Here is a 24,069-nt window from a genome sequence, read left to right on the forward strand (position 1 = left end):
AATCAGGCGCCGCTGAGCAGGGCTTTGGCGCGGGCTGCAGCCAGGGCCATGTCGGCCCGACCGGCAAGCTGCGCCTTGAGCGGGCCCATGAGCTTGCCCAAGTCCTGCGGGCCGCTGGCACCGGTTTGTGCCATCAGCGCGCGGATCTCGGTGTCAATGGCGGCGGCATCCAGGCGCTGCGGGAGATAGCGCTCGAGAACGACGATCTCGGCGGCCTCTTTGTCCACCAGATCCTGGCGCCCGGCCGGGGTGAATTGCGCAATGGCGTCGCGGCGTTGCTTGATCATTTTGTCGATGATCGCCACGATGGCCGCGTCGTCCAACTCGATGCGTTCGTCGACTTCTTTCTGTTTCATCGCGGCCATCAGCAGGCGAATGGCGCCAAGCAGCGGCGCGTCTTTGGCGCGCATGGCGGCCTTCATGTCATCCTGAATACGGTCTTTGATTGTCATGGTGAGTCCAATGCAAAAAGCCCGCATCGATGGGCGGGCTATGAGGCGAGCTGCAGATGCGCGTTGCTGCCTTGCGCATTCCGTTGCGGGCGCCAGACAAAACAAAAGTCAGCGCGCGGAAACGAAAAAAATCAGCGGAAAATCAGGCGGGTGGAATCAGTATTTGCGCTCGGGCAGCGTTTGGCTGCGGATACGCTTGTAGTGGCGCTTGACCGCTGCGGCCTTCTTGCGCTTGCGCTCTGCGGTCGGCTTTTCATAGAACTCGCGAGCGCGCAGTTCGGTGAGCAGGCCGAGTTTTTCGATGGTGCGCTTGAAGCGACGCAGTGCGACGTCGAACGGCTCGTTTTCTTTAACGCGAATGGTGGTCATTGATGAGCTTCAATCCAATGTAGGCAGGCCAGGTGGGTTTGTCGTGCTGCCGCCGTCGTTGTCGTATTAGACGTTTCAACGACGCGGTTCAACTGCTTGGGTACTGGGCTGCGTGGGCCAAACTCGCAGCAGCCAAGCCTAGTGTGGCCTGCCGTGTCGAGGAGTAAAAACCTAAAGATTATATGCCCTAATTTTGAAGGCAACAAATACCCGGCCACAAGACGTTATCAGAGCGCCTGCGCGCAGGCGGCGGCGGAACTCCAGGCCCACTGGAAGTTGTAGCCGCCAAGCCAACCGGTGACGTCGACGACTTCGCCGATGAAATGCAGCCCCGGGACATCCATCGCCATGAGAGTCGATGACGAGAGTGCGCGGGTATCGATGCCTCCGGCGGTGACCTCGGCTTTGCGCCAGCCCAGCGTGCCGCTGGGCAGCACGGGCCAGGCGTGCCAGTGTTGCCAGAGGGTTCGCAGCGCTTTGTCGCTGAAATCAGCCATGCGACGGTCAGCGTCGCCAGTCTGTGCGCACAGGGCGTGGGCCAGGCGTTGCGGCAGGTGTTGGCTGAGTTCGCCTGCGAGGGTGCGCCGATTGCCCTGCTTGGATTGAATCCACGCCGCTTCGGCGACCTCGCCCATCAGGTTGATCCGCAGGGGTTTGCCCGCTTGCCAGTAACTCGAAGACTGCAGGATCGCCGGGCCGCTGAGTCCGCGGTGGGTAAACAACAGATCTTCGCGGAAACCGACGGTGCGATGCTCGTAGTCCGTCTGAATGTCCACCTCGAGCGAGACGCCGCTGAGGTCGGCAAACGGGGCCCACAATGCCGGATCGAATGCCAGGGGCACCAGGGCAGGGCGGGGCGGCACGATCGGCAGGCCGAATTGCTCGGCGAGTTGATAGCCAAACGGACTGGCGCCAATCTGCGGAATCGACAACCCTCCGGTGGCGACAACCAGGGCGCCAGTGCTCACCCAGCCTTTTGCGGTGCGCACGCGAAAGCCGGGGGCGGCGGCTTCGACCGCTTCCACCGCGCACGGTTGCCAGTGTGTTACCTGGCCTGCTGCGCATTCTTCAAGCAGTGCGGTGATGAGTTGCTCCGCCGAGTCATCGCAAAACAGCTGTCCCTTGTGCTTTTCGTGAAAGCCGATGCGGTGCTTGCGCAGCAACGCGATGATGTCTTGCGGCCCGTATCGGGAGAGCGCCGATTTGCAGAAATGCGGGTTGCCTGACAGGAAGTTTTCAGGACGCGTGTGCAGATTGGTGAAGTTGCAACGCCCGCCGCCGGAGATGCGGATTTTCTCGGCGACCTTGGGCCAATGGTCGAGCAACAGCACGCGCCGCCCACGTTGTCCGGCCAGTGCGGCGCAGAGCAGCCCAGCTGCACCCGCACCGATGATGACGGCGTCGAAGCGGGGCTGATGAGGTGCGGGGGAGCGGAAGGTGGTTGGGAAGGCTAGACTGCCGGGCATGCTGGTTCTTGGAATTGAAACGTCGTGCGATGAAACCGCCGCCGCACTGTACGACACCGATGCGGGTCTGCGCGGTCACGCGCTGCATTCGCAGGTCGATATGCATCAGGCCTATGGCGGGGTGGTGCCAGAGCTGGCCTCGCGCGACCATATTCGTCGCCTTCTGCCTTTGACCGACTTGGCTCTCAAGCAGGCCGGGGTGCGGCTGGATCAGGTGGACGCCATCGCCTACACCCGCGGGCCGGGGCTGGCGGGGGCGCTGCTGGTCGGCGCGGGCGTGGCCTCGGCTTTGGGCATGGCATTGGGCAAGCCGCTGATCGGGGTTCATCACCTCGAAGGACATCTGTTGTCTCCCCTGCTTTCGAAGCAGCCGCCCAGCTTCCCCTTCCTTGCGCTGCTGGTGTCTGGCGGGCACACCATGCTGCTCGACGTGCAGGCCTTCGGTCAGTACACCCTGCTGGGCGAGACGGTCGATGATGCGGCTGGCGAGGCTTTCGACAAATCGGCGAAATTGCTCGGGCTGGGTTATCCCGGCGGGCCGGAACTGGCCCGGCTCGCAGCCTTCGGCAATCCGGCCGCGTTCGATCTTCCGAGGCCGAAGATGCACAGCCCGGATCTCGACTTTTCGTTTGCTGGTTTGAAAACCGCCGTGCTCACGCGGGTGCGCGGCCTGGGCTCTAATCTGTGCGAACAGGCCCGGGCCGATCTGGCCGCGGCCGCGCAAGAAGCTATCACCGATGTGCTGGTGCACAAAACCGCGCGCGCGCAGCAAGCGACAAAAAGAAGGTCGGTGGTCGTCGCGGGCGGCGTGGGCGCGAACCGGCAATTGCGGGAGAAACTGGCTGCGACGCTATCGGCGCGCGGTGTGGCGTTATTTTTTCCCGAGTTGGAATGGTGCACCGACAACGGCGCGATGATTGCCCTGGCCGGCGCCCTGCGCTTGCAGGCGCACCCGGAAGCGGCCCGTGCGGCCGGGCCGTTCGATGTGCTGCCGCGCTGGGATTTGACGCAGATCGGGGCGGCCTAAGAGCCGTTTCGGGCTAGATTTCCCACACGCCTTGCGGCTGAAAGTCGCTGTCCTCGCCCTTGCTCGCCAGACCGCGGGCGTTGCACACCACTCGCGAAGCGCCCACCCGGTAGTCGTGCCGACAGTGCAGATGGCCGTGCAGCCACAGTGTGCTGTGTGGAATCAGATCGTCATAGGCGTTGCAGAAACTCGCCGTCGAGGCGTTGACGGGATAGCGCGCGTCGTTGCTGCGCAGGCTGGGCGCGAAATGGGTGATGACCAGAGTGGCATCGTCTGCGTCTGAGAGATGGGCGGGATTGGTCAGTTGATCGCGCAACCAGTCACGGCAAACCAGCCCTTCTTCGCGTAGCTCGGCCACGCCCATGGGTTTGCCGTGGCGTGTGGCGCATTGCACCTGTTCGGCAAAGTAGCGAGCTGCGCGCATGCAGCGCTCGATGCCCTCGGCGCCGAACAGCTCGAAATCATTCCACAGCGTGGTACCTAGCACCCGGATGGTGCGTCCCTGGTGTTCGATTCGAGTCTGCTCGCGGTGCAGCATAGTGAAGCCCAGACGGTCGCAGCGCTCGCGCAACGCGTCCAGGGCTTGATCAAAATCCTTGTGGTCATGCTCGTGGTTGCCAGGCACGTAAATGACCGGTACCGGCCAGTCGCGGAACAGGTCGATCTGGGTGTGATGGGCGTCGATATCGCCCGCAAGAACCAACAGATCGGCATCGGGCGCGGGTTGCGGCGCGAAGGTCTCGGTTTCCAGATGCAGATCGGACAGAAGTTGAATGCGCATGGCGCGGTGATCGGTGCGTTGTTGGGTTTGTTAATGCACTGTAAACCCGTTCGCGCCGTTTGCCCGCGCCGAAGCGCCACGAAAATACGCAGGCTGTGAACAAATCCACAGCCTGCGTGCTGGCGCTGCAAGCGCTTGACCGTTGGGAGCTGCGGTGCGCTGCCGTTCCCAACGGGTGACTTACTTCACCGCAATTTGCTGAATTACGGCTTGTGCTTTGCGCGGCAGCGTGAGGGTGAGCACGCCGTTTTCCAGCTTCGCTTCTGCAGCGGCGGCGTCTAGCTCGGCGGGCAGTTCAAAAGAGCGATAAAACTGGCTTGCGCTGCGTTCGCGGTAGATCACCTTGCCGCCCTCAGTCTTCTCGTCTTCCTTCTTCGACTCGGCCGAGATGGTGACGCGCGGGCCATCGATCTGGATTTTGACCGCGTCTTTTTCGATACCCGGAAGATCGGCGTGGACCGTATAGCCCTTGTCGGTCTCGGTCACATCCATGCTGAGTTTTTTCAAGGCCTGATCAGGACTGTCGCTCGCGGCGAAAAAGTCGCGGAATGCCTGATCGAACAGCCGACCAAAAACAGGCTCCAAACCGCTGCTATAGAGAGAAGAACGGCTGGATGGGGTAGTAATGGAATAAGCCATGAGGATTCTCCTTAAGAAATAGGGGATCGAAGCCCCGATAACCAGGATATGCCGCCAGTGTGACAGTTTTCAAGTTCTCCAATCGCGCCCCAGACCTGCCGCGTTCGCGTCAGGTCCCCCGAGGGGGATGAGACCTGCAGCTCCAAGCCGCCCTGTGGCAGCTTGGAGCCGAATCCGAGCGGTTTGCAAGCCGCGAGGTGGACAAGAAAACTTGGGGGCGGCCCTGCGTGTTCTCGTGAGTGCTGCGAGGTTGTGGGTCAGGCTGTGCGTCGATTCAAGTCGTGGCGATTTCAGTTCAGGTTAGAATCAGCGGCTTTTCATCTTCACGGCGCGGAATGGTTTCTTCTGCGTTCGCGTGTTCTCTACTAGGAAACTGACATGTCTGTTGCAGAAATCAACAAGGCGCAAATCGTCGCCGACAATGCCCGCGGTACGGGTGATACCGGATCTCCGGAAGTGCAGGTCGCTTTGCTGACCGCGCGCATCAATCATTTGACCGATCACTTCAAAACGCACGCCAAAGACCATCATGGTCGTCGTGGCCTGCTCAAGATGGTGAGCCGCCGTCGCAAGTTGCTCGACTACCTGAAAGACAAGGACGCTGATCGTTATCGCGCCCTGATCGCCAAGCTCAGTCTGCGTAAGTAAGTGCCTGCTTTGCAAGAACGCCTGTGTGAGTTTGTCGGCACAGGCGTTTTTTTGTATGGGCGTTGTGGTTTGCAAAGTTTGAAGCGTCGCGCCTCTGATGGGGTGCGGCGTGGGTTTCAAGGGGGCGGTGTGACCCGTGTCATTCCACCGACGCGCCGGATAGCCGGGCGTCGCTGGAATGGCATCACTCCGCCAGGTTTTTAACGGGCGCTGCTCGTGGCGATCTCAGTCCCTCAGGACGAAGATCGCAGTTGCGCCTTGATCAAGGAGTTAGCCATGTTCAACAAAGTCGTCAAAACCTTCCAGTGGGGACGCCATCAAGTCACGATGGAAACGGGCGAGATTGCGCGCCAGGCCAGCGGTGCGGTGCTGCTCAATATGGACGATACCGTGGTGCTCGCCACGGTGGTGGGCGCGCGTACGGCCAAGGCGGGGCAGGATTTTTTCCCCCTGACCGTCGATTACATCGAGAAGACCTATGCGGCGGGCCGCATTCCCGGTGGCTTTTTCAAGCGGGAGGGCCGCCCCAGCGAGAATGAAACGCTGACCTCGCGTTTGATCGATCGCCCGATCCGCCCCTTGTTTCCTGAGGGGTTTTTCAACGAGGTTCAGGTGGTGGTGCATGTGCTGTCCATCAACTCGGAGGTCGAAGCCGATATTCCGGCCCTGCTGGCTTCGAGCGCCGCGCTGGCGGTGTCGGGCTTGCCGTTCAATGGCCCGGTGGGCGCTGCCCGCGTGGGTTACGTCAACGGCAACTATGTGCTCAACCCCAGCCGCGCCGAACTGGCCGACAGTCGCCTCGAACTGGTGGTGGCGGGTACGGAATCGGCCGTGCTGATGGTCGAGAGCGAGGCCGATCAGTTGTCTGAAGAGGTCATGCTCGAAGCCGTGATGTTCGGCCACGCGCAGTTCCAGACGGCGATCAACGCCATCCACGAGCTGGTGCGCGATGGCGGCAAACCCGCCTGGGACTGGGCCGCGCCCGAGAAGGATCAGGCGCTGATCGACCGCATTCAGGCGCTGGCTGGTGACGATATCCGCGCCGCCTACAAAATCACCCAGAAGCAGGCGCGCACGCAGGCCTTGCGCGAAGCGACGGCCAAGGTGCATACCGGCTTGGCCGAGGCGGGCATCGCCGCTGATGCGGCCAAGGTCGACGGCATCCTGTTCGACATGGAAGCGCGCATCGTGCGTGACCAGATTCTCGCAGGCGAGCCGCGCATCGATGGTCGCGACACCCGCACCGTGCGTCCTTTGAGCATCCGTACTTCGGTGTTGCCGCGCACGCATGGCAGCGCGCTGTTTACCCGCGGTGAAACCCAGGCTTTGGCCGTGGCCACGCTGGGCACCGACCAGGATGCGCAGATCATCGATGCGCTGGGCGGCGAATACCGCGATCGCTTCCTGCTGCACTACAACATGCCGCCTTTCGCCACGGGCGAGACGGGCCGCGTGGGCACGCCCAAGCGCCGCGAAATCGGCCATGGTCGCCTGGCCAAGCGCGCGTTGCTGGCGGTGCTGCCGAAAAAAGAAGACTTCGCCTACACCATGCGCGTGGTGTCGGAAGTGACCGAGTCCAACGGCTCTTCGTCCATGGCCTCGGTCTGCGGCGGCTGCCTGGCACTGCTCGACGCCGGTGTGCCGCTGAAGGCGCATGTGGCCGGTATCGCCATGGGTCTGATCAAGGAAGGCAATCGCTTTGCGGTGCTGACCGACATTCTGGGCGATGAAGATCACCTCGGCGACATGGACTTCAAGGTGGCGGGTTCGGCTTCGGGCGTGACCGCGCTGCAGATGGACATCAAGATTCAGGGCATCACCCGCGAGATCATGCAGGTGGCGCTGGCACAAGCGCGCGAGGCCCGCATGCACATCCTGGGCGTCATGCAGCAGGCAGTCGGCGGTGCGCGTGAAGAGGTTTCGCAGTTCGCGCCGCGTCTCTACACCCTGAAGATCAATCCCGAGCGCATCCGCGATGTCATCGGCAAGGGCGGCGCCACCATCCGTGCGCTCACCGAAGAAACCGGCACGCAGATCAACATCGGCGAGGACGGCACCATCACCATCGCCTCAACCGACGCCGACAAGGCCACAATCGCCAAGCAGCGCATCATCGACCTCACTGCCGAAGTGGAAGTCGGTCAGGTGTATGACGGCGCCGTGGTCAAGATTCTCGATTTCGGCGCCCTGGTGAACGTGCTGCCGGGCAAGGACGGTCTGCTGCACATCTCGCAGATCGCCAACGAGCGCATCAACAAGGTGAGCGATTTCCTGCAGGAAGGCCAGAAGGTTCGCGTCAAGGTCATCGAAACCGATGACAAGGGCCGCTTCCGTCTGTCGATCAAGGCACTGCTGGGTGAGGATTCCTCCTCAGCGCCTGCGCAGCCGGTCGTGGCGCCCGCTGCCGCCGATGCCGACCTTGAGCCGGGCGTCTGATCGCTACGGGTTTCATGCGCGCCATCGAAATCTCCCAGCCCGGCGGACCTGAAGTCCTGCGTCTTTGCGAGCGGCCCATGCCGCAAGCCGGTGCAGGCGAGGTGTTGCTGCGCGTGCGAGCGTTCGGCGTCAACCGACCCGATGCCTTGCAGCGGCGCGGTCTGTACCCGCCGCCTGCGGGTGCACCCGACCTTCCGGGGCTGGAAGTCTGCGGCGAAATCGTCTCGGGCGATCTGGCGGGAACCGATTTGCACCAGGGCGATCTCGTCTGCGCGCTCGTCGCCGGGGGGGGCTACGCCGAATATTGCGTGGCGCCCACTGGCCAGTGCCTGCCCTTGCCGGACGGGCTGAGTGCGGAGGAGGGCGCTGCCCTGCCGGAAACCGCGTTCACCGTCTGGCACAACGTGTTCGAGCGTGGGCGCTTGCAAGCCGGTGAGATGCTGCTGGTGCAGGGGGGTAGCAGCGGGATTGGCACGATGGCCATTCAATTGGCTGTGGCCAGTGGCGCACGCGTCGTCGCCACGGCCGGCTCTGACGAAAAATGTGCCGCCTGCCTCCAACTCGGCGCCGAACTGGCCATCAACTATCGCACGCAGGATTTTGTCGAGGCCGTACAGGCGCACACAGCAGAGCGTGGCGCCGACGTCATTCTGGACATGGTGGCGGGCAGCTATCTCGCCCGTGAGCAGCGTTGCCTTGCAGAAGAGGGACGGCTCGTGGTCATCGCCGTGCAGGGGGGCGTGAAGGCCGAAATCGATGCCGGTCTGCTGATGCGCAGGCGTCAGACCCTCACCGGCTCGACTTTGCGCGCGCGCAGCGTGGCCTTCAAGAGCGCCGTTGCGCAGGCCTTGCACAAAACAGTTTGGCCCTGGATCGAGCAAGGTCGTGTGCGACCTGTGATCGACGCGGTATTCCCCGCCGAGGACATCGTGCAGGCGCACCAGCGCATGGAGCAAGGGCAACACATTGGCAAACTCGTGCTGCGCTGGTCTTGAACCGCGCGCCGTAAAACGACATCAGACAGGAGCAAAGCATGCGTCAGCAATTCGTCGCAGGAAACTGGAAAATGCATGGCAGCCTGGCGAGCAATGCCGCGCTGCTGGCCGAGGTTCTTGCCGGCGTAGGAACCGCGCGTTGTGAAGTGGCGATCTGCGTGCCCTATCCCTATCTCTCTCAAGTGCAACAACTGCTGCAGACCAGCCAGGTTGCGCTCGGGGCGCAGGATTGTTCGGTGCATCAAAGTGGCGCACACACGGGCGAAGTGTCCGTGAGCATGCTGCAGGATTTTGGCTGCCGCTATGTCATCGTCGGCCACTCCGAGCGCCGTGCCGATCATCATGAATCCGATGTGCTCGTCGCGGCCAAGGCCGAGCGTGCGCTCGAAGCGGGCATGACGCCCATCGTCTGCGTGGGAGAAACACTGGCTGAGCGGGAGTCGGGGCTGACCCGTGCCGTGGTGCTGCGTCAGTTGCTAGCGGTCACCCATCTTCTGCGAGAGCAGACATCGCGCATCGTCGTGGCTTACGAACCCGTCTGGGCGATCGGCACGGGCCGCACGGCGACCCCGGAGCAGGCGCAAGAAGTGCACGCTGTGCTGCGGGAGCATTTGCGCACGGTGAGCGAAGCCGCTGCGGGTGTGCGGATTCTGTACGGCGGCAGTGTGAAGCCCGACAATGCGGCGGTGTTGTTTTCGCAGGCCGACATCGATGGCGGCCTGATCGGTGGGGCGTCGCTCAAGGCGGCTGATTTTCTGGCGATCACCGCGGCAACGCGCCAAGACTGATTGATTCGCAGGTTCGTCCTGCTTTGTGAAGTGAAGTTGTAAATCGCGCCTGGCGCGGATGAGTGCACAAATGCAAATTCTTTTGACCTTGACTCTGGTGGTGCAGATACTGTCTGCGCTGGTGATGATCGTTCTGGTGTTGATGCAGCACGGCAAAGGCGCCGATATGGGCGCCTCTTTCGGCTCTGGTGCGTCGGGCAGCCTGTTCGGGGCAACGGGTTCGGCGAATTTTTTGAGCCGCAGCACAGCGGTTGCCGCCACACTGTTTTTCGTTACCACGCTGATGATGGCGTATTTCGGCAACCGCGCCAATTCCGGCGATGGCGGACTGATGGAAAAACTCGCTGCGCCCGTACCCGTGGCCTCGGTTGCGGCGCCCGCGAAACCAGCGGGTCCGATCAGCGAAATTCCTGGGGTGCCGAGCGCGGTGAGCAAGGCTTCGCAAGCCACCACGCAGCCCAAGACGGCCGCGTCTGCGGCGTCCGCGAGCCGGTAAATTCGCTTGTCATGCACCATCGCTCATCATTGATGGTGCATTGCAGCAAACACAGGCTCTGCGACTTGTCAATCTGATCTGTAGTTGAGCATTGCGCTAGAGCAATATCCGACTGTTGCGTGTTGCTTCGCTGTATTGGAAGCATGTAAGATTCTTTTGTTTTGCAAATCCGGTAACAAACAAGGTACGGGGCGGCAAGGGTAAGGTAAGCGCGCTTTACGAAGCGCTTTAAGCTGCCGCGCAGAAGATAGGCCACACAACGGCGATGATCCTCATGATCGCTGTGGACTGTCCTTAAAAAGTTTTGTTGCGCTGGGCCACTTTCGCCGTGCAGGTCAAGCGGTGGTGTTCAGGTGGTATCCGGTTTTGAGCCGACGTGGTGGAATTGGTAGACACGCTATCTTGAGGGGGTAGTGGCGAAAGCTGTGCGAGTTCGAGTCTCGCCGTCGGCACCAAAAGATTGAAGGGCGGGGTTTCAACCCGAGCCCCATAACAACAGGAGATGGAGTGCGATGAACCTTGAGCAGTATCTGCCGGTGTTGTTGTTCATCCTGGTGGGCATTGGTGTGGGCGTGGTGCCCCAACTGCTCGGTTACCTGATCGCTCCGCGTCATCCCGACGCCGAGAAAAACTCCCCCTATGAGTGCGGCTTCGAAGCGTTCGAAGACGCGCGGATGAAGTTCGACGTGCGCTACTACCTCGTCGCCATTCTCTTCATCCTGTTCGACCTTGAAATCGCCTTCCTGTTTCCCTGGGCCGTCGCCCTGAAAGACATTGGCCAGATTGGTTTCTGGGCGATGATGATTTTTCTCGCCATCCTCACGATAGGCTTCATTTACGAATGGAAAAAGGGAGCGCTCGATTGGGAATGAGTCCCTGCGACATAGACTCGTGGTTGGGCTTGCCCTGCAGCGCTAATCTGAATCGATGAGGAGTAAAGCATCATGAGCATTGAAGGCGTTCTGCAGGAAGGTTTCATCACGACTTCCGCAGACAAGCTGATCAACTGGACGCGCACCGGCTCGCTCTGGCCCATGACCTTCGGTCTGGCCTGCTGCGCGGTGGAAATGATGCATGCAGGTGCTGCGCGCTATGACCTGGACCGCTTTGGCATTGTGTTTCGCCCCAGCCCGCGTCAGTCCGACTTGATGATCGTGGCCGGTACGCTGTGCAACAAAATGGCGCCCGCGCTGCGCAAGGTCTACGACCAGATGGCCGAGCCGCGCTGGGTGCTCTCCATGGGCTCTTGTGCCAACGGCGGCGGCTATTACCACTACTCTTACTCGGTGGTGCGTGGGTGTGACCGCATCGTGCCGGTGGATGTGTATGTGCCGGGCTGCCCGCCGACTGCCGAAGCGCTTCTTTACGGACTGATCCAGTTGCAGAACAAGATCCGCAGAACCGAAACGATCGCGCGCTGAACTGCCTTCAAAAACGCGCCCTCATTCACTTCGCAAATCGATGCCATGACCAGCAAGCTCGAACAACTCGACACCGCGCTGCGCGCCGCATTGGGCGAGCGCATTGTGGCCTTGCAGGCCAGCGTGGGCGAACTCACCCTGGACGTTGCTCCGGCACATTACCGCGACGTTTGTCTGGCTCTGCGCGATGACGCCGAACTGCATTTCGAGCAACTCATCGATCTTTGCGGCGTCGATTACGCGCAATATGGCAATGCCGTGCGCGACGAGGCTGGCCGTTTCATGGTGGTCGTGCACCTGTTGTCGCTCAAGCACAACTGGCGATTGCGTGTGCGCGTGCGCTGTGCCGACGATGATCTGCCGCTGGTAGCCTCGATCAACGACATCTGGAACTCGGCCAACTGGTTCGAGCGCGAGGCCTTCGATCTCTACGGCATCATTTTTGAAGGCCACCCGGATTTGCGCCGCATCCTTACCGATTACGGCTTCATCGGTCATCCCTTCCGTAAAGACTTCCCGCTTTCCGGCACGGTGGAAATGCGCTACGACCCCGACAGCAAGCGCGTGATCTACCAGCCTGTCACCATTGAACCCCGCGAGATCACTCCGCGTGTCATTCGCGAGACGGGCTATGGGGGTCTGGGCGGTGTCAGTCGCGCAGGTCTGGGGCGCTGAGCTTGGGGCACTGCTTAGGGCACTGATATGGCTGACATCAAAAACTACACCCTTAACTTCGGCCCGCAGCATCCGGCTGCGCACGGCGTGCTGCGTCTGGTGCTTGAGCTCGACGGCGAGGTGGTGCAGCGGGCAGATCCGCACATTGGCCTGTTGCACCGGGCGACCGAAAAACTGGCGGAGCACAAGACCTACATCCAGGCGCTGCCGTATATGGATCGTCTGGACTATGTGTCCATGATGTGCAACGAGCATGCCTACTGCCTGGCGATTGAAAAGCTGCTGGGTGTCGAGGTTCCGCTGCGTGGGCAATACATCCGGGTGATGTTTGCCGAGATCACCCGCTTGCTCAACCACCTCATGTGGCTGGGCGCGCATGGGCTGGATTGCGGCGCGATGACCGTGTTCCTCTACGCCTTCCGCGAGCGCGAAGATTTGTTTGATATGTACGAGGCGGTGTCAGGTGCGCGGATGCATGCGGCCTATTTTCGCCCGGGCGGCGTTTACCGCGATCTGCCCGACCGCATGGCGCAATACGGTGAGTCGAAGATTCGCAATGCCCGAGCCGTCGAGGCCCGCAACGCCGGGCGCCAGGGCTCGCTGCTCGATTTCATCGACGACTTTACCCAGCGTTTCCCGGCCTATGTCGATGAATACGAAACCCTGCTGACTGACAACCGCATCTGGAAGCAGCGCACGGTGGGAATCGGCGTGGTCTCTCCGGAGCGGGCGATGAATCTGGGGATGACCGGCCCGATGCTGCGCGGCTCCGGAGTGGTGTGGGACCTGCGCAAGACTCAGCCCTACGACGTCTATGACCGCATGGATTTCGATATTCCTGTGGGCAAGAACGGCGACTGTTACGACCGCTATCTGGTGCGCATGGAAGAAATGCGCCAGTCCAATCGCATCATCAAGCAATGCGTGGACTGGCTGCGGGCCAACCCCGGCCCGGTGATTACCGACAACCATAAAGTTGCGGCCCCCGCGCGCGAGGAAATGAAGACTAGCATGGAAGCGCTGATCCATCATTTCAAACTGTTCAGCGAAGGCATGCGAGTGCCTGAAGGTCAGGCCTATGCCGCCGTCGAGCATCCCAAGGGCGAGTTTGGCATCTATCTCGTATCCGATGGGGCGAACAAGCCATATCGTCTCAAGATCCGCGCGCCGGGCTTCGCCCATCTGGCTGCGCTCGATGAAATGTCGCGCGGCCACATGATCGCCGACGTCGTCGCCATCATCGGCACGCTCGATATCGTTTTCGGGGAGATCGACCGCTGATGGACCGCTCGCCTATCACTTGTGAAATGCAACGCATGATGTTGTCCGAATCCACCCGCCAGCGCATCGACCTGGAAGTGGCCAAATATCCGCCCGAGCAGAAGCAGTCGGCGGTCATCGCGGCGCTGTCCATCGTCCAGCAGGAGCAGGGCTGGGTGTCGCCCGAGGCCGAGAAGGCGGTGGCCGACTACCTTGGCATGCCGCCGATCGCCGTCCATGAGGTGGTGACCTTCTACAACATGTTCAACACCCGGCCGGTCGGACGCTTCAAGCTCAACGTCTGCACCAATCTGCCGTGCGCCCTGAGCGGCGGCGGAGCGGCGGCTCAGTATTTGAGCGAGAAGTTGGGTGTGGCGCTGGGCGAAACCACGCCCGACGGAGTTTTCACCCTGCAAGAGTCCGAATGCCTGGGCGCCTGCGGCGATGCCCCGGCCATGCTGGTCAACGATCGTCGGCTGTGCAGCTTCATGCGCCCCGAGCGTCTGGATGCGCTGGTGGAAGAACTGCGTGCAGAGGCGGCCAAGGGAGAGTCGAAATGAGTCGGCCATTCGGACAAAGCACTGGGCAGGAAAGCTGTTTTCACGGCCGTCATCTGCAGCCGCAGATCCTCGCAGGGCTGAACGGCGAGAATTGGGATCTGCAGGGCTACCTGGCGCGCGATGGCTACCAGGCGCTGCGCAAAATCCTCACCGAGGGCTGGACGCCCGAACAAGTTATTGCGGAAGTCAAGGCCTCGGCCTTGCGTGGCAGAGGTGGCGCTGGTTTTCCCACCGGGCTGAAGTGGAGCTTCATGCCGCGTCAGTTTCCGGGGCAGAAGTATCTGGTGTGCAACTCCGACGAGGGCGAGCCGGGCACCTTCAAAGACCGTGACATCCTGCGCTTCAACCCGCATGCAGTGATCGAAGGCATGACCATTGCCGCCTTCGCCATGGGCATCACCGTGGGCTACAACTACATCCACGGCGAGATTTTCGAGGATTACGACCGGTTCGAAGAAGCGCTGCGACAAGCGCGCGATGCAGGCTATCTGGGCGACAACATCCTGGGCAGCAACTTCAGCTTCCAGTTGCATGCCGCGCATGGTTTTGGCGCCTACATTTGCGGCGAGGAAACCGCGCTGCTCGAATCGCTCGAAGGCAAGAAGGGCCAGCCACGCTTCAAGCCGCCTTTTCCCGCGAGCTTTGGCCTGTATGGCAAACCCACCACGATCAACAACACCGAGACCTTTGCCGCGGTGCCGTGGATCATCCGCCACGGCGGCCAGGCTTATCTCGAAGTGGGCAAACCCAACAACGGCGGCACCAAGATTTATTCGGTGTCGGGTGACGTCGCCAAACCGGGCAACTACGAAGTGCCCATGGGCACGCCGTTTGCCAAATTGCTCGAACTCGCCGGGGGCATGCGCGAAGGGCGCGAGCTCAAGGCTGTGATTCCCGGCGGATCATCGGCTCCGGTGCTGCCCGCCAGCATCATGATGGACTGCACCATGGATTACGACTCCATCGCCAAGGCAGGCTCCATGCTGGGTTCGGGCGCGGTGATTGTGCTCAACGATACCCGCTGCATGGTGAAGTCGCTGATGCGTCTGTCCTACTTCTACCAGCATGAGTCCTGCGGGCAGTGCACTCCGTGTCGCGAAGGCACGGGCTGGCTGTACCGCGTGGTGCACCGCATCGAAAACGGCCAGGGACGGATGGAAGACCTCGGCCTGCTCAACTCGGTGTCCGACAACATCGCCGGGCGCACCATTTGCGCGCTGGGCGATGCGGCGGCCATGCCGGTGAAGTCGTTCGTCAAGCACTTCCGGCCGGAGTTCGAGCATCACATCACCCACAAGACCTGCCTCGTGCCAGCCTATGTTTGAGCCGCTCTTTGTCCCGATTCTGCACAGGACGCACCATCATGGTTGAACTCGAAATCGACGGTCAAAAAGTCCAGGTGCCCGAGGGCGCTATGGTCATGGATGCGGCCACGCAACTCGGCATCTATGTGCCGCATTTTTGCTATCACCACAAGTTGACCATCGCAGCCAACTGCCGCATGTGTCTGGTCGATGTGGAAAAGGCGCCCAAGCCGCTGCCGGCCTGCGCCACCCCGGCCGCGCAGGGCATGGTCGTGCGCACCCATTCCGAGCGTGCGCTTCAGGCGCAGAAAGGGGTGATGGAGTTTCTGCTCATCAACCATCCGCTCGATTGCCCGATCTGCGACCAGGGCGGTGAGTGCCAATTGCAGGATCTGGCCGTGGGCTATGGCGGCTCGGCCTCGCGCTACACCGAGGAAAAGCGCGTCATCTTCCACAAGGACGCGGGCCCGCTCATCGCCATGGAAGAGATGAGCCGCTGCATCCAGTGCACGCGCTGCGTGCGCTTCGGCCAAGAAATTGCCGGCATCATGGAACTCGGCATGGCCAACCGCGGCGAGCATTCCGAGATCATGACCTTCGTCGGCAGCACGGTCGATTCCGAGCTGTCGGGAAATATGATCGACATCTGCCCGGTCGGCGCGCTCACCAGCAAGCCGTTCCGCTACAGCGCCCGCACCTGGGAACTGTCGCGCCGCGCTTCCATCAGCCCGCACGACAGCGTGGGCGCCAACCTCATCGTGCAGGTCAAGGGCGACCGCGTGATGCGCGTGGTGCCGCAAGAGAACGAAGCCGTCAACGAATGCTGGATCTCCGACCGCGATCGTTTCGCCTACGAAGGGCTCAACAGCGAAGAACGATTGACTGCGCCGCAGATCCGCGAAAACGGGCAGTGGAAGTCAGTCGACTGGCAAACCGCGCTCGAATTTACCGTGCAAGGTCTGCGTCGCGCCATGGGGCAAGAGGGCGGCGCCGCGCTGGCGGCCCTGGCCGTGCCCACCAGCACGGTGGAAGAGCTGTATTTGCTGAAAAAACTGCTGACCGCGCTGGGCAGCAACAGCCTGGACACCCGCCTGCGTCAGAGCGATTTTTCCGGTGACGCCAACGCAGCGGCCATTCCCTGGCTGGGCATGCCGATTGCTGAAATGGGACAGTTGCAGGCCGCTCTGTTCATCGGCAGCACCTTGCGCAAGGAGCAGCCGCTGCTGTCGGCTCGCGTGCGGCAAGCGGCCAAGGCCGGGGCCAAAATTTCCACCCTGCACGCGGCAAACGACGATTGGCTCATGCCCCTGCACGCACGCATTGCCGCTGCGCCCAGTCTATGGGTTGCCGAGTTGGCTGGGGTGGCGCGTGCCGTGGCTCAGGTCAAAGGCATCGAGGCGCCGGCCGGTCTACAGACCGTGGCGATGCCGAGTGCTCAGGCTCAGGCGATCGCGGCCAGCCTGCTCGGCGGCGAACACAAGGCCGTGTTCCTCGGCGACTCAGCCGTGCAACATCCGCAGGCTGCGACGCTGCGCGCCCTCGCGCAGTGGATCGCACGTGAGGTCGGCGGCATCTGCGGCGATCTGACTGAGGCGGGCAACACGGTGGGCGCCGCGCTGCTGGGGGTATCGCCCCTGGCTCCTGGCCGTGATGTCGCCAAAATCATCGCTCAGCCGCCGCGCGCCATGATGCTGTTCGGCGTCGAACCGGAGGAAGACAGCGCTGACCCGGTCGCCCTGCACAAAGCGCTGGAGCAGGCCGAGTTCATTGTCTCGTTTAGCCCCTTTGTTGACGCGGCTGAGGGCTACGCGCACGTCATGCTGCCGATCGCACCCTTTACCGAAACGGCGGGTAGCCTGGTCAATGCCGAAGGTCGGCTGCAGAGTTTCAATCCCGTCGTACAGCCTCTGGGTGAGACTCGTCCCGGATGGAAAGTGCTGCGCGTGCTGGGCAATTTGTTCGAGCTGCAGGGCTTCGACTACCAGAGTGCTGCGGAGGTTCGCACTGAGGCCTTCGCGGGCCTGGGTGGCGTTGATCAAGGCGGCGCCGACCAGATCGCCGCCCGTCTGGCGCAGTCCACGCCCCTGGACTTGCCATCTGAGTTGCCTGCCTCGGTGGCCCCTGCGATCGAGCGTTTTGCCCCGGTGCCGATCTATTCGAGCGACGCCATCGTGCGTCGCGCGCCTAGCCTGCAACGCACGCGCGATGCGCGCAACGCCCGCATGGTGGGCGTGTCCACCGCATTGTGGGAGCAACTCGGCCTGCAGAACGGCGATTCGGTGCGCGTGAAGGTTGATACGGTTGATGCGCAAAGCGTGGTGTTGCCCGCGCGCTGTGACGACGCGCTGGCCCCCACCGTGGTCAGCATTGCTGCGGCCTGGGCCGAGGCGGCGCCTTTGGGTTCGCTCGGAGCGATGTCTGGTGCGGTTCAGGTCGAGCGGGTGAGCGCCGTGGCTGCCGTTCCTGCCGCCGCAGTTCCCACCGCCCCTGCAAGCCCTGAAAGGGTCTGAGATGAAATACTCGTGGCCCTCACAATGTTCGCAAAGTTTTCCCTCTCCCAAGGGGAATGAAGCGCGCCTGGCGCGATCCTACGCATCCTGCTGACCATGCTCGAATCCTTCAACCAAGGCGGACTATCCCTGCTCGGGCCGATAGCCTGGCCGATCGTCTGGAACCTGATCAAGATCATCGTCATCGTCGCGCCGCTGATGGGAGCCGTCGCTTACCTAACGCTCTGGGAGCGCAAGCTGATCGGCTGGATTCAGATCCGCATCGGCCCCAACCGCGTCGGCCCGTTCGGCCTGCTGCAGCCCATCGCCGATGGCCTCAAGCTGCTGCTCAAGGAAATCGTCATCCCGTTTCGCTCGAACAAGCGTCTGTTCCTGCTGGGGCCGGTGATGACCATCATGCCGGCCTTGGCCGCCTGGGCGGTCATACCCTTCGGGCCGGACGTCGCCCTGGCCAATGTGAACGCCGGACTGCTCCTGCTGCTGGCGCTCACTTCTCTTGAGGTCTATGGCGTGATCATCGCCGGTTGGGCGTCGAACTCCAAATACGCCTTCCTGGGCGCCATGCGCGCTTCGGCACAGATGGTGAGCTACGAGATCGCGATGGGTTTCGCCATGGTCATCGTGCTCATGGTGTCCGGCAGTCTGAACATGACCGAAATCGTGATGGGGCAGACCCATGGCACTTTTGCCTCCATGGGCCTTAACTTCCTCTCCTGGAACTGGCTGCCGCTGCTGCCCATTTTTGTGGTCTATTTCATTGCCGGTGTGGCCGAGACCAATCGTGCGCCCTTTGACGTGGTGGAAGGCGAATCGGAAATCGTTGCCGGCCACATGGTCGAGTATTCGGGCATGGCCTTCGCCATGTTCTTCCTGGCCGAATACGCCAACATGATCCTGATCTCCATCCTCACCACGGTCATGTTCCTGGGCGGATGGGATGCGCCGGTGGCCTTCCTCGGTTTCATTCCGGGGTGGATCTGGCTGGGCATAAAGACTTTTGTCGTGGTCAGCATGTTTCTCTGGCTGCGGGCCACCTTCCCGCGCTATCGCTACGACCAGATCATGCGCCTGGGCTGGAAGATTTTCATTCCCGTCACCCTCATCTGGCTTGTCGTGGTGGCCGCCTGGATGCAAACCCCCTGGAATATCTGGAAGTGAGGCAGAACCATGGCCGCTTTGCGTGACACCTTCAACAGCTTTTTTCTGGTCGAACTCTTCAAGGGTCTGGCTCTGACGGGCAAATACGCCTTCAAGAGCAAGATCACGGTGCAGTATCCCGAAGAGAAGACGCCGCTGTCGCCGCGTTTTCGTGGCCTGCATGCGCTGCGCCGTTATCCCAATGGCGAAGAGCGTTGCATCGCCTGCAAGCTGTGCGAAGCGGTGTGCCCGGCGCTGGCCATCACCATCGAATCGGAGCAGCGTGACGATGGCACCCGCCGCACCACCCGCTACGACATCGATCTGACCAAGTGCATTTTCTGCGGGCTGTGCGAAGAAAGCTGCCCGGTCGACTCCATCGTCGAAACCTCGATTTTTGAATACCACGGTGAAAAGCGTGGCGATCTCTACTTCACCAAAGAGATGCTGCTGGCCGTGGGCGACCGCTATGAAAAAGACATCGCCGCCACCAAGGAGGCCGACGCCCCATACCGCTGATCGCTGAAGCCCGCCGCAAGTCATGGGCGGGCTCTGGCGATTGTCCCCACTGTTTCTAGGCCGACGGCTTGCGCTGCGGCAAGGCCCTTGTTGTGACCATGGACGTTCAAACCATCCTGTTCTACCTGTTCTCCGCCGTGCTGCTGTTTGCCGCGCTGCGAGTGATCACGGCGCGTAACCCGGTGCACTCCGCGCTTTATCTGGTGCTGGCGTTCTTCCAGATGTCGGCTATCTGGCTGCTGCTGCGCGCCGAGTTTCTCGCCATCGTGCTGGTGCTGGTGTACGTCGGCGCGGTGATGGTGCTGTTCCTCTTTGTGGTGATGATGCTCGACATCAACCTCGACAGCATTCGCAAGGGGTTCTGGCGTTACTTTCCAGTCGCAGCGCTCGTGGGCGTGCTCATCGTGCTGGAAATGGCCGCCGTGCTGATGCAGGGCTTCCAGATTGGCGGTATGACGCGCGCTGCGCAGGTCGGGGCAGCGACCTCTGCCGACAATCCGCTCACCGATCTGTCCAACACCCGCGCGCTGGGCGTGGTGCTGTATTCGCAATACCTGTTCGCGGTGGAAATTGCGGCGGTCATATTGCTCGTGGCCATCATCGCGGCCATCGCGCTCACGTTGCGCCGGCGCAAGGATGTGCGGCATATGCCGGCTTCCGAGCAGATCAAGGCCCGCCGTGCGGACCGCGTGCGGCTGGTATCCATGCCCGCCCAACCCAAGGAGTAAGCCATGCTCGGTTCACTCACCCTGGCGCATTACTTGGTGCTCGGCGCCATTCTGTTCGCTATCTCGGTCGTCGGCATTTTTCTCAATCGCCGCAATCTCATTGTCATCCTCATGGCCATTGAGCTCATGCTGCTGGCGGTGAACCTGAATTTCATCGCCTTCTCGCACTACCTGCAGGATTTTGGCGGACAGGTGTTCGTGTTCTTCATCCTCACCGTCGCTGCGGCGGAGTCGGCCATCGGTCTGGCCATTCTGGTGGTGCTGTTCCGCAACCTCAACACCATCGACGTCGAGGATCTCGACCAACTCAAGGGCTGATCGATGCAAGCCACGCTGAATCCCACCTTGCTGCTGGTCATCGCACTGGCGCCTCTCGTCTCGTCCATCATCGTCGGTCTGTTCGGCCGAAGCATCGGCCGATCGGCTTCGCACTGGCTGACCACGCTCTCGGTCGGATTGTCTTTCGTGCTGTCGCTCATCGTCCTCAACGACGTCATCAACGGCGCCCGCTTCAACGCCACGATTTATGAGTGGATGGTGGTGGGCAAGCTGCACATGGAAGTCGGTTTCATGATCGACGGCCTGTCGGCGCTGATGATGGCTGTCGTCACGTTCGTTTCGCTCGCGGTGCACATCTACACCATCGGCTACATGGCCGATGACGACGGCTACCAGCGCTTTTTCAGCTACATCTCGCTCTTCACCTTCTCCATGCTGATGCTGGTGATGAGCAACAACATGCTGCAGTTGTTCTTCGGCTGGGAGGCGGTGGGCCTGGTGTCGTATCTGCTGATCGGCTTCTGGTACACGCGGCCCACGGCGGTTTTCGCCAATATGAAGGCCTTCATCGTCAACCGCGTGGGCGACTTCGGCTTCATTCTGGGCATTGGTCTGCTGGCGGCCTACACCGGCAGCCTGAACTACACCGAAATTTTCGCCAAGGGGCCGGAGCTGGCGCTGTTGCATCTGCCGGGCACCGACTGGATGCTGATCACGGTGGCGTGCATCTCTCTGTTCATCGGCGCCATGGGCAAGAGCGCGCAGTTCCCGCTGCATGTCTGGCTGCCCGATTCGATGGAAGGCCCGACGCCGATCTCGGCGCTCATTCACGCGGCCACCATGGTGACGGCGGGTATTTTCATGGTGGCGCGCATGTCGCCGCTGTTCGAGTTGTCGAACACTGCGCTGTCCTTTATTTTGGTCATCGGCGCCATCACCGCGCTGTTCATGGGCATCCTGGGCGTGGTGCAAACCGACATCAAGCGGGTCATTGCCTACTCCACCCTATCGCAGCTCGGCTACATGACCGTGGCGCTGGGGGCTTCGGCCTACTCGGTAGCGATTTTCCACCTGATGACCCATGCGTTCTTCAAGGCTTTGCTGTTCCTCGCGGCGGGCTCGGTGATCATCGGCATGCACCATGACCAGGACATGCGCCATATGGGCGGTCTGCGCAAATACATGCCCATCACCTGGATCACCTTCCTGATCGGCGGTCTGGCGCTCAGCGGCATTCCGCCGTTCGCTGGCTTTTTCTCCAAAGACAGCATCATCGAGGCGGTGCATGCCAGCGATCTGCCGGGAGCGGGCTTTGCTTACTTCGCCGTGCTCTCCAGTGTGTTCGTCACCGCGCTCTACACCTTCCGCATGTATTTCATGGTGTTCCATGGCGAAGAGCGCTTCCGGCACGTGGCGCACGATGCGCATGGACATGATCATGCGCAGGATCACGGACACGATGGCGCTCACGAGCCGCACGAGTCGCCGTGGGTGGTGACGGTGCCGCTCATCATGCTGGCCATTCCGTCCGTCCTCGCAGGCTATCTCTTCATTCAGCCGCTGCTTTACGGGCACTTCTTCGGGAACTCGATTTTTGTCAACGCGGCGGCCCACCCGGCCATGAGCGATCTCGCTGAGCACTGGCACGGCCAGATTCAGATGATGATTCACGGCTTGTCGTCGATGCCGCTGTGGCTGGCGCTTGCCGGCATTGCCACGGCCTACTACGGCTATATGGTGAACCTGCGCTTCCCGCAGGCTGTGCGGCGCATGCTGGGGCCGATCTATACCGTGCTCGAAAACAATTACTTCTTCGACTGGTTCAACCAGAACGTGCTGGCTTCTGGCATGCGTCTGCTGGGCACGGGCCTGTGGAAAGGCGGGGATGTGGGTCTTATCGATGGTCTGCTGGTCAACGGTACGGCGCGCGTGGTCGGCTGGACGGCGCGGGTGGTGCGCCTGCTGCAGACCGGCTACATCTATTACTACGCCCTGGCGATGATTGCCGGTGTGGTGGTGTTCATGGGCTATTTTGTTCCGGGCAAGCTGTTGTCCGGCTGGTTCATCCGATAACAGCGAAGCGCGATACAAGCATGCAATCTCTCCCTTTGCTCAGTCTGTCCATCTGGATTCCCATCGCCTTCGGTGTCTTGCTGCTCTTTGTTCAGGGCGAGCAACGCGCTGCGGCGGCGCGCTGGCTGGCGCTGATCGGCTCGCTGATCTCCTTTCTCATCACCCTGCCGCTGATCACCGGCTTCGACAACGCCCAGGCGGGCATGCAGTTTGTCGAGTCCGTGCCCTGGATTCGGCCTTTCAACATCAATTACGCGCTGGGCATCGACGGCGTGTCGCTGTGGTTCGTGCCGCTGACCGCTTTGATGACCGTGATCGTGATCATCAGCGCCTGGGAGGTCATCAAAGATCGCGTCAGCCTTTATCTCGGCGCTTTCCTCATTCTGTCGGGCCTGATGATCGGCGTGTTTGCCGCGACCGATGCCCTGCTGTTCTATGTGTTCTTCGAGGCCACGCTCATTCCGATGTATCTGATCATCGGCATCTGGGGCGGGCCGCGGCGGGTATATGCCGCGTTCAAGTTCTTCCTCTACACCCTGGCTGGTTCGCTGCTCATGCTGGTGGCGCTGATCTATCTTTACCTGCAGTCGGGCGGAAGTTTCGACATCGCCAACTGGTACCACGTGCCGCTGTCGATGACGGCGCAGATTTTCATTTTCATCGCCTTTTTCTTCGCCTTCGCGGTGAAGATTCCGATGTGGCCGGTGCACACCTGGCTGCCGGATGCGCACGTTGAAGCGCCCACCGGCGGCTCGGTGATTCTGGCGGCCATCATGCTCAAGCTCGGCGCCTACGGTTTCATCCGCTTCTCTCTGCCCATGCTGCCTGATGCCAGCCATGCGCTCGCGCCGGTCATGATCGCCTTGTCGCTCATTGCGGTGATTTACATCGGTTTTGTCGCTCTGGTGCAGGCCGACATGAAAAAGCTGGTGGCGTATTCATCCATCGCGCACATGGGGTTTGTCACTCTGGGCTTTTTCCTGTTCTCCGACCTGGGTGTGCAGGGCGGGTTGGTGCAGATGATCTCGCACGGCTTCATTTCCGGCGCCATGTTTCTGACCATCGGGGTGCTGTATGACCGCATGCACACCCGCGAGATTGCCGATTACGGCGGAGTGACCAACACCATGCCCAAGTTCGCCGCGCTGGCCGTGCTGTTCGGCATGGCCAACGCCGGCTTGCCGGGCACCAGCGGTTTTGTCGGCGAGTGGATGGTGATTCTGGCTGCGGTGAAATTCAATTTCTGGATCGGCCTGCTGGCCGCGACCACGCTCATTCTGGCTGCGAGCTATACCTTGTGGATGATCAAGCGGGTGTATTTCGGGCCGGTGGGCAATGACCATGTAGCCGCGCTCAAGGACATCGGCGCCCGTGAATTCTTTATGCTCGCCGTGCTGGTCGGCGCGGTGCTGTGGATGGGCGTGTATCCCAAATTCTTCACCGATCCGATGCAGGCCTCGGTGCAACATCTGCTGCAGTTTGCGGCGTCTTCCAAATTGCAGTGAC

24 protein-coding genes and 1 tRNA gene are annotated in these 24,069 nt (G+C 61.5%); 20 read left to right on the forward strand and 5 right to left on the reverse strand.

Annotation, left to right across the window (positions count from 1 at the left end; translation table 11 throughout):
• Positions 1 to 2 precede the first annotated feature (2 nt).
• From BIO17B3_RS15330 to BIO17B3_RS15340, 3 genes are all read right to left on the reverse strand, one after another.
• Positions 3 to 452 carry a GatB/YqeY domain-containing protein gene (locus BIO17B3_RS15330; protein WP_156054684.1) on the reverse strand — a complete coding sequence of 150 codons (450 nt, stop codon included), beginning with the start codon at positions 450 to 452 and terminating at the stop codon, positions 3 to 5.
• Between the two features lie 156 nt (positions 453 to 608).
• Positions 609 to 821, reverse strand: coding sequence for a 30S ribosomal protein S21 (gene rpsU / locus BIO17B3_RS15335; protein WP_013106552.1), 213 nt, complete (start codon positions 819 to 821; stop codon positions 609 to 611).
• Positions 822 to 1,048: 227 nt separating this feature from the next.
• Complete coding sequence (locus BIO17B3_RS15340; protein WP_156054685.1) at positions 1,049 to 2,287, reverse strand: aminoacetone oxidase family FAD-binding enzyme; 1,239 nt, start codon at positions 2,285 to 2,287, stop codon at positions 1,049 to 1,051.
• Here BIO17B3_RS15340 and tsaD point away from each other — a divergent pair.
• Entirely contained in the window at positions 2,286 to 3,314 is a 1,029-nt protein-coding gene (gene tsaD / locus BIO17B3_RS15345) for a tRNA (adenosine(37)-N6)-threonylcarbamoyltransferase complex transferase subunit TsaD (RefSeq protein WP_156054686.1), read from the forward strand. The genes BIO17B3_RS15340 and tsaD overlap by 2 nt on opposite strands.
• A gap of 13 nt (positions 3,315 to 3,327) precedes the next feature.
• On the opposite strand, the gene BIO17B3_RS15350 is transcribed toward tsaD, so the two are convergent.
• Positions 3,328 to 4,095: a metallophosphoesterase gene (locus BIO17B3_RS15350; RefSeq protein WP_156054687.1), complete on the reverse strand. Its 768-nt coding sequence runs from the start codon at positions 4,093 to 4,095 to the stop codon at positions 3,328 to 3,330.
• 180 nt (positions 4,096 to 4,275) lie between these two features.
• Positions 4,276 to 4,734 (reverse strand): Hsp20/alpha crystallin family protein, encoded by a 459-nt coding sequence (locus BIO17B3_RS15355; RefSeq protein ID WP_013106548.1) that lies wholly within the window; start codon positions 4,732 to 4,734, stop codon positions 4,276 to 4,278.
• Between the two features lie 378 nt (positions 4,735 to 5,112).
• Between BIO17B3_RS15355 and rpsO the strand changes: the two genes are divergently transcribed.
• From rpsO to BIO17B3_RS15450, 19 genes are all read left to right on the forward strand, one after another.
• Positions 5,113 to 5,382: a 30S ribosomal protein S15 gene (rpsO, locus tag BIO17B3_RS15360; protein WP_013106546.1), complete on the forward strand. Its 270-nt coding sequence runs from the start codon at positions 5,113 to 5,115 to the stop codon at positions 5,380 to 5,382.
• Positions 5,383 to 5,658: 276 nt separating this feature from the next.
• Positions 5,659 to 7,818, forward strand: coding sequence for a polyribonucleotide nucleotidyltransferase (gene pnp, locus BIO17B3_RS15365; protein WP_156054688.1), 2,160 nt, complete (start codon positions 5,659 to 5,661; stop codon positions 7,816 to 7,818).
• Positions 7,819 to 7,832: 14 nt separating this feature from the next.
• Positions 7,833 to 8,813, forward strand: a complete 981-nt coding sequence (locus BIO17B3_RS15370; protein WP_156054689.1) for an NAD(P)H-quinone oxidoreductase — start codon at positions 7,833 to 7,835, stop codon at positions 8,811 to 8,813.
• Positions 8,814 to 8,851: 38 nt separating this feature from the next.
• A complete protein-coding gene (tpiA, locus tag BIO17B3_RS15375) occupies positions 8,852 to 9,601 on the forward strand; it encodes a triose-phosphate isomerase (RefSeq protein ID WP_013123814.1) in 750 nt (249 codons plus the stop codon).
• Between the two features lie 70 nt (positions 9,602 to 9,671).
• The gene (secG, locus tag BIO17B3_RS15380) at positions 9,672 to 10,097 is read left to right on the forward strand and encodes a preprotein translocase subunit SecG (RefSeq protein WP_156054690.1); all 426 of its coding nucleotides are present in this window, start codon (positions 9,672 to 9,674) and stop codon (positions 10,095 to 10,097) included.
• A gap of 370 nt (positions 10,098 to 10,467) precedes the next feature.
• Positions 10,468 to 10,552, forward strand: a tRNA-Leu gene (locus BIO17B3_RS15385).
• A 57-nt stretch (positions 10,553 to 10,609) separates the two neighbouring features.
• A complete protein-coding gene (locus tag BIO17B3_RS15390) occupies positions 10,610 to 10,969 on the forward strand; it encodes an NADH-quinone oxidoreductase subunit A (RefSeq protein ID WP_013106541.1) in 360 nt (119 codons plus the stop codon).
• Between the two features lie 72 nt (positions 10,970 to 11,041).
• Positions 11,042 to 11,518: an NADH-quinone oxidoreductase subunit B family protein gene (locus BIO17B3_RS15395; protein WP_013106540.1), complete on the forward strand. Its 477-nt coding sequence runs from the start codon at positions 11,042 to 11,044 to the stop codon at positions 11,516 to 11,518.
• Positions 11,519 to 11,563: 45 nt separating this feature from the next.
• On the forward strand, positions 11,564 to 12,193 hold the full coding sequence (locus tag BIO17B3_RS15400; protein ID WP_013106539.1) for an NADH-quinone oxidoreductase subunit C: 630 nt from the start codon (positions 11,564 to 11,566) through the stop codon (positions 12,191 to 12,193).
• A 27-nt stretch (positions 12,194 to 12,220) separates the two neighbouring features.
• The gene (locus BIO17B3_RS15405; protein ID WP_013123811.1) at positions 12,221 to 13,474 is read left to right on the forward strand and encodes an NADH-quinone oxidoreductase subunit D; all 1,254 of its coding nucleotides are present in this window, start codon (positions 12,221 to 12,223) and stop codon (positions 13,472 to 13,474) included.
• Between the two features lie 38 nt (positions 13,475 to 13,512).
• Complete coding sequence (gene nuoE, locus BIO17B3_RS15410) at positions 13,513 to 14,013, forward strand: NADH-quinone oxidoreductase subunit NuoE (protein WP_156055309.1); 501 nt, start codon at positions 13,513 to 13,515, stop codon at positions 14,011 to 14,013.
• Complete coding sequence (gene nuoF / locus BIO17B3_RS15415) at positions 14,010 to 15,338, forward strand: NADH-quinone oxidoreductase subunit NuoF (protein WP_156054691.1); 1,329 nt, start codon at positions 14,010 to 14,012, stop codon at positions 15,336 to 15,338. The genes nuoE and nuoF overlap by 4 nt, the downstream gene beginning before the upstream one ends.
• A 38-nt stretch (positions 15,339 to 15,376) precedes the next feature.
• Entirely contained in the window at positions 15,377 to 17,827 is a 2,451-nt protein-coding gene (nuoG, locus tag BIO17B3_RS15420; RefSeq protein WP_156054692.1) for an NADH-quinone oxidoreductase subunit NuoG, read from the forward strand.
• A 96-nt stretch (positions 17,828 to 17,923) separates the two neighbouring features.
• Positions 17,924 to 18,985, forward strand: coding sequence for an NADH-quinone oxidoreductase subunit NuoH (gene nuoH / locus BIO17B3_RS15425; protein WP_013106534.1), 1,062 nt, complete (start codon positions 17,924 to 17,926; stop codon positions 18,983 to 18,985).
• Between the two features lie 9 nt (positions 18,986 to 18,994).
• Positions 18,995 to 19,483 carry an NADH-quinone oxidoreductase subunit NuoI gene (nuoI, locus tag BIO17B3_RS15430; RefSeq protein ID WP_013106533.1) on the forward strand — a complete coding sequence of 163 codons (489 nt, stop codon included), beginning with the start codon at positions 18,995 to 18,997 and terminating at the stop codon, positions 19,481 to 19,483.
• Positions 19,484 to 19,581: 98 nt separating this feature from the next.
• Positions 19,582 to 20,211 carry an NADH-quinone oxidoreductase subunit J gene (locus BIO17B3_RS15435; protein ID WP_156054693.1) on the forward strand — a complete coding sequence of 210 codons (630 nt, stop codon included), beginning with the start codon at positions 19,582 to 19,584 and terminating at the stop codon, positions 20,209 to 20,211.
• A 3-nt stretch (positions 20,212 to 20,214) separates the two neighbouring features.
• The gene (gene nuoK / locus BIO17B3_RS15440; protein WP_013106531.1) at positions 20,215 to 20,529 is read left to right on the forward strand and encodes an NADH-quinone oxidoreductase subunit NuoK; all 315 of its coding nucleotides are present in this window, start codon (positions 20,215 to 20,217) and stop codon (positions 20,527 to 20,529) included.
• Between the two features lie 3 nt (positions 20,530 to 20,532).
• Positions 20,533 to 22,563 (forward strand): NADH-quinone oxidoreductase subunit L, encoded by a 2,031-nt coding sequence (gene nuoL / locus BIO17B3_RS15445; protein ID WP_156054694.1) that lies wholly within the window; start codon positions 20,533 to 20,535, stop codon positions 22,561 to 22,563.
• Positions 22,564 to 22,583: 20 nt separating this feature from the next.
• Complete coding sequence (locus tag BIO17B3_RS15450; protein ID WP_156054695.1) at positions 22,584 to 24,068, forward strand: NADH-quinone oxidoreductase subunit M; 1,485 nt, start codon at positions 22,584 to 22,586, stop codon at positions 24,066 to 24,068.
• Position 24,069: the final 1 nt, after the last annotated feature.

This window comes from Thiomonas sp. OC7 (assembly GCF_900634595.1).
GTDB classification, from domain to species: Bacteria; Pseudomonadota; Gammaproteobacteria; order Burkholderiales; family Burkholderiaceae_C; genus Thiomonas; species Thiomonas arsenitoxydans.

Bases quoted from the DNA above. Each gene is read 5' to 3' on its own strand.
- nuoH (WP_013106534.1), top strand. From the start codon at position 17,924: ATGCTCGAATCCTTCAACCAAGGCGGACTATCCCTGCTCGGGCCGATA.
- BIO17B3_RS15450 (WP_156054695.1), top strand. From the start codon at position 22,584: ATGCAATCTCTCCCTTTGCTCAGTCTGTCCATCTGGATTCCCATCGCC.
- BIO17B3_RS15340 (WP_156054685.1), bottom strand. From the start codon at position 2,287: ATGCCCGGCAGTCTAGCCTTCCCAACCACCTTCCGCTCCCCCGCACCT.
- rpsO (WP_013106546.1), top strand. From the start codon at position 5,113: ATGTCTGTTGCAGAAATCAACAAGGCGCAAATCGTCGCCGACAATGCC.
- BIO17B3_RS15435 (WP_156054693.1), top strand. From the start codon at position 19,582: ATGGACGTTCAAACCATCCTGTTCTACCTGTTCTCCGCCGTGCTGCTG.
- tsaD (WP_156054686.1), top strand. From the start codon at position 2,286: ATGCTGGTTCTTGGAATTGAAACGTCGTGCGATGAAACCGCCGCCGCA.
- secG (WP_156054690.1), top strand. From the start codon at position 9,672: ATGCAAATTCTTTTGACCTTGACTCTGGTGGTGCAGATACTGTCTGCG.
- nuoE (WP_156055309.1), top strand. From the start codon at position 13,513: ATGTTGTCCGAATCCACCCGCCAGCGCATCGACCTGGAAGTGGCCAAA.
- BIO17B3_RS15330 (WP_156054684.1), bottom strand. From the start codon at position 452: ATGACAATCAAAGACCGTATTCAGGATGACATGAAGGCCGCCATGCGC.
- nuoL (WP_156054694.1), top strand. From the start codon at position 20,533: ATGCAAGCCACGCTGAATCCCACCTTGCTGCTGGTCATCGCACTGGCG.
- BIO17B3_RS15395 (WP_013106540.1), top strand. From the start codon at position 11,042: ATGAGCATTGAAGGCGTTCTGCAGGAAGGTTTCATCACGACTTCCGCA.
- nuoI (WP_013106533.1), top strand. From the start codon at position 18,995: ATGGCCGCTTTGCGTGACACCTTCAACAGCTTTTTTCTGGTCGAACTC.
- BIO17B3_RS15350 (WP_156054687.1), bottom strand. From the start codon at position 4,095: ATGCGCATTCAACTTCTGTCCGATCTGCATCTGGAAACCGAGACCTTC.
- pnp (WP_156054688.1), top strand. From the start codon at position 5,659: ATGTTCAACAAAGTCGTCAAAACCTTCCAGTGGGGACGCCATCAAGTC.
- BIO17B3_RS15355 (WP_013106548.1), bottom strand. From the start codon at position 4,734: ATGGCTTATTCCATTACTACCCCATCCAGCCGTTCTTCTCTCTATAGC.
- tpiA (WP_013123814.1), top strand. From the start codon at position 8,852: ATGCGTCAGCAATTCGTCGCAGGAAACTGGAAAATGCATGGCAGCCTG.
- BIO17B3_RS15405 (WP_013123811.1), top strand. From the start codon at position 12,221: ATGGCTGACATCAAAAACTACACCCTTAACTTCGGCCCGCAGCATCCG.
- BIO17B3_RS15400 (WP_013106539.1), top strand. From the start codon at position 11,564: ATGACCAGCAAGCTCGAACAACTCGACACCGCGCTGCGCGCCGCATTG.
- BIO17B3_RS15370 (WP_156054689.1), top strand. From the start codon at position 7,833: ATGCGCGCCATCGAAATCTCCCAGCCCGGCGGACCTGAAGTCCTGCGT.
- nuoG (WP_156054692.1), top strand. From the start codon at position 15,377: ATGGTTGAACTCGAAATCGACGGTCAAAAAGTCCAGGTGCCCGAGGGC.
- rpsU (WP_013106552.1), bottom strand. From the start codon at position 821: ATGACCACCATTCGCGTTAAAGAAAACGAGCCGTTCGACGTCGCACTG.
- BIO17B3_RS15390 (WP_013106541.1), top strand. From the start codon at position 10,610: ATGAACCTTGAGCAGTATCTGCCGGTGTTGTTGTTCATCCTGGTGGGC.
- nuoK (WP_013106531.1), top strand. From the start codon at position 20,215: ATGCTCGGTTCACTCACCCTGGCGCATTACTTGGTGCTCGGCGCCATT.
- nuoF (WP_156054691.1), top strand. From the start codon at position 14,010: ATGAGTCGGCCATTCGGACAAAGCACTGGGCAGGAAAGCTGTTTTCAC.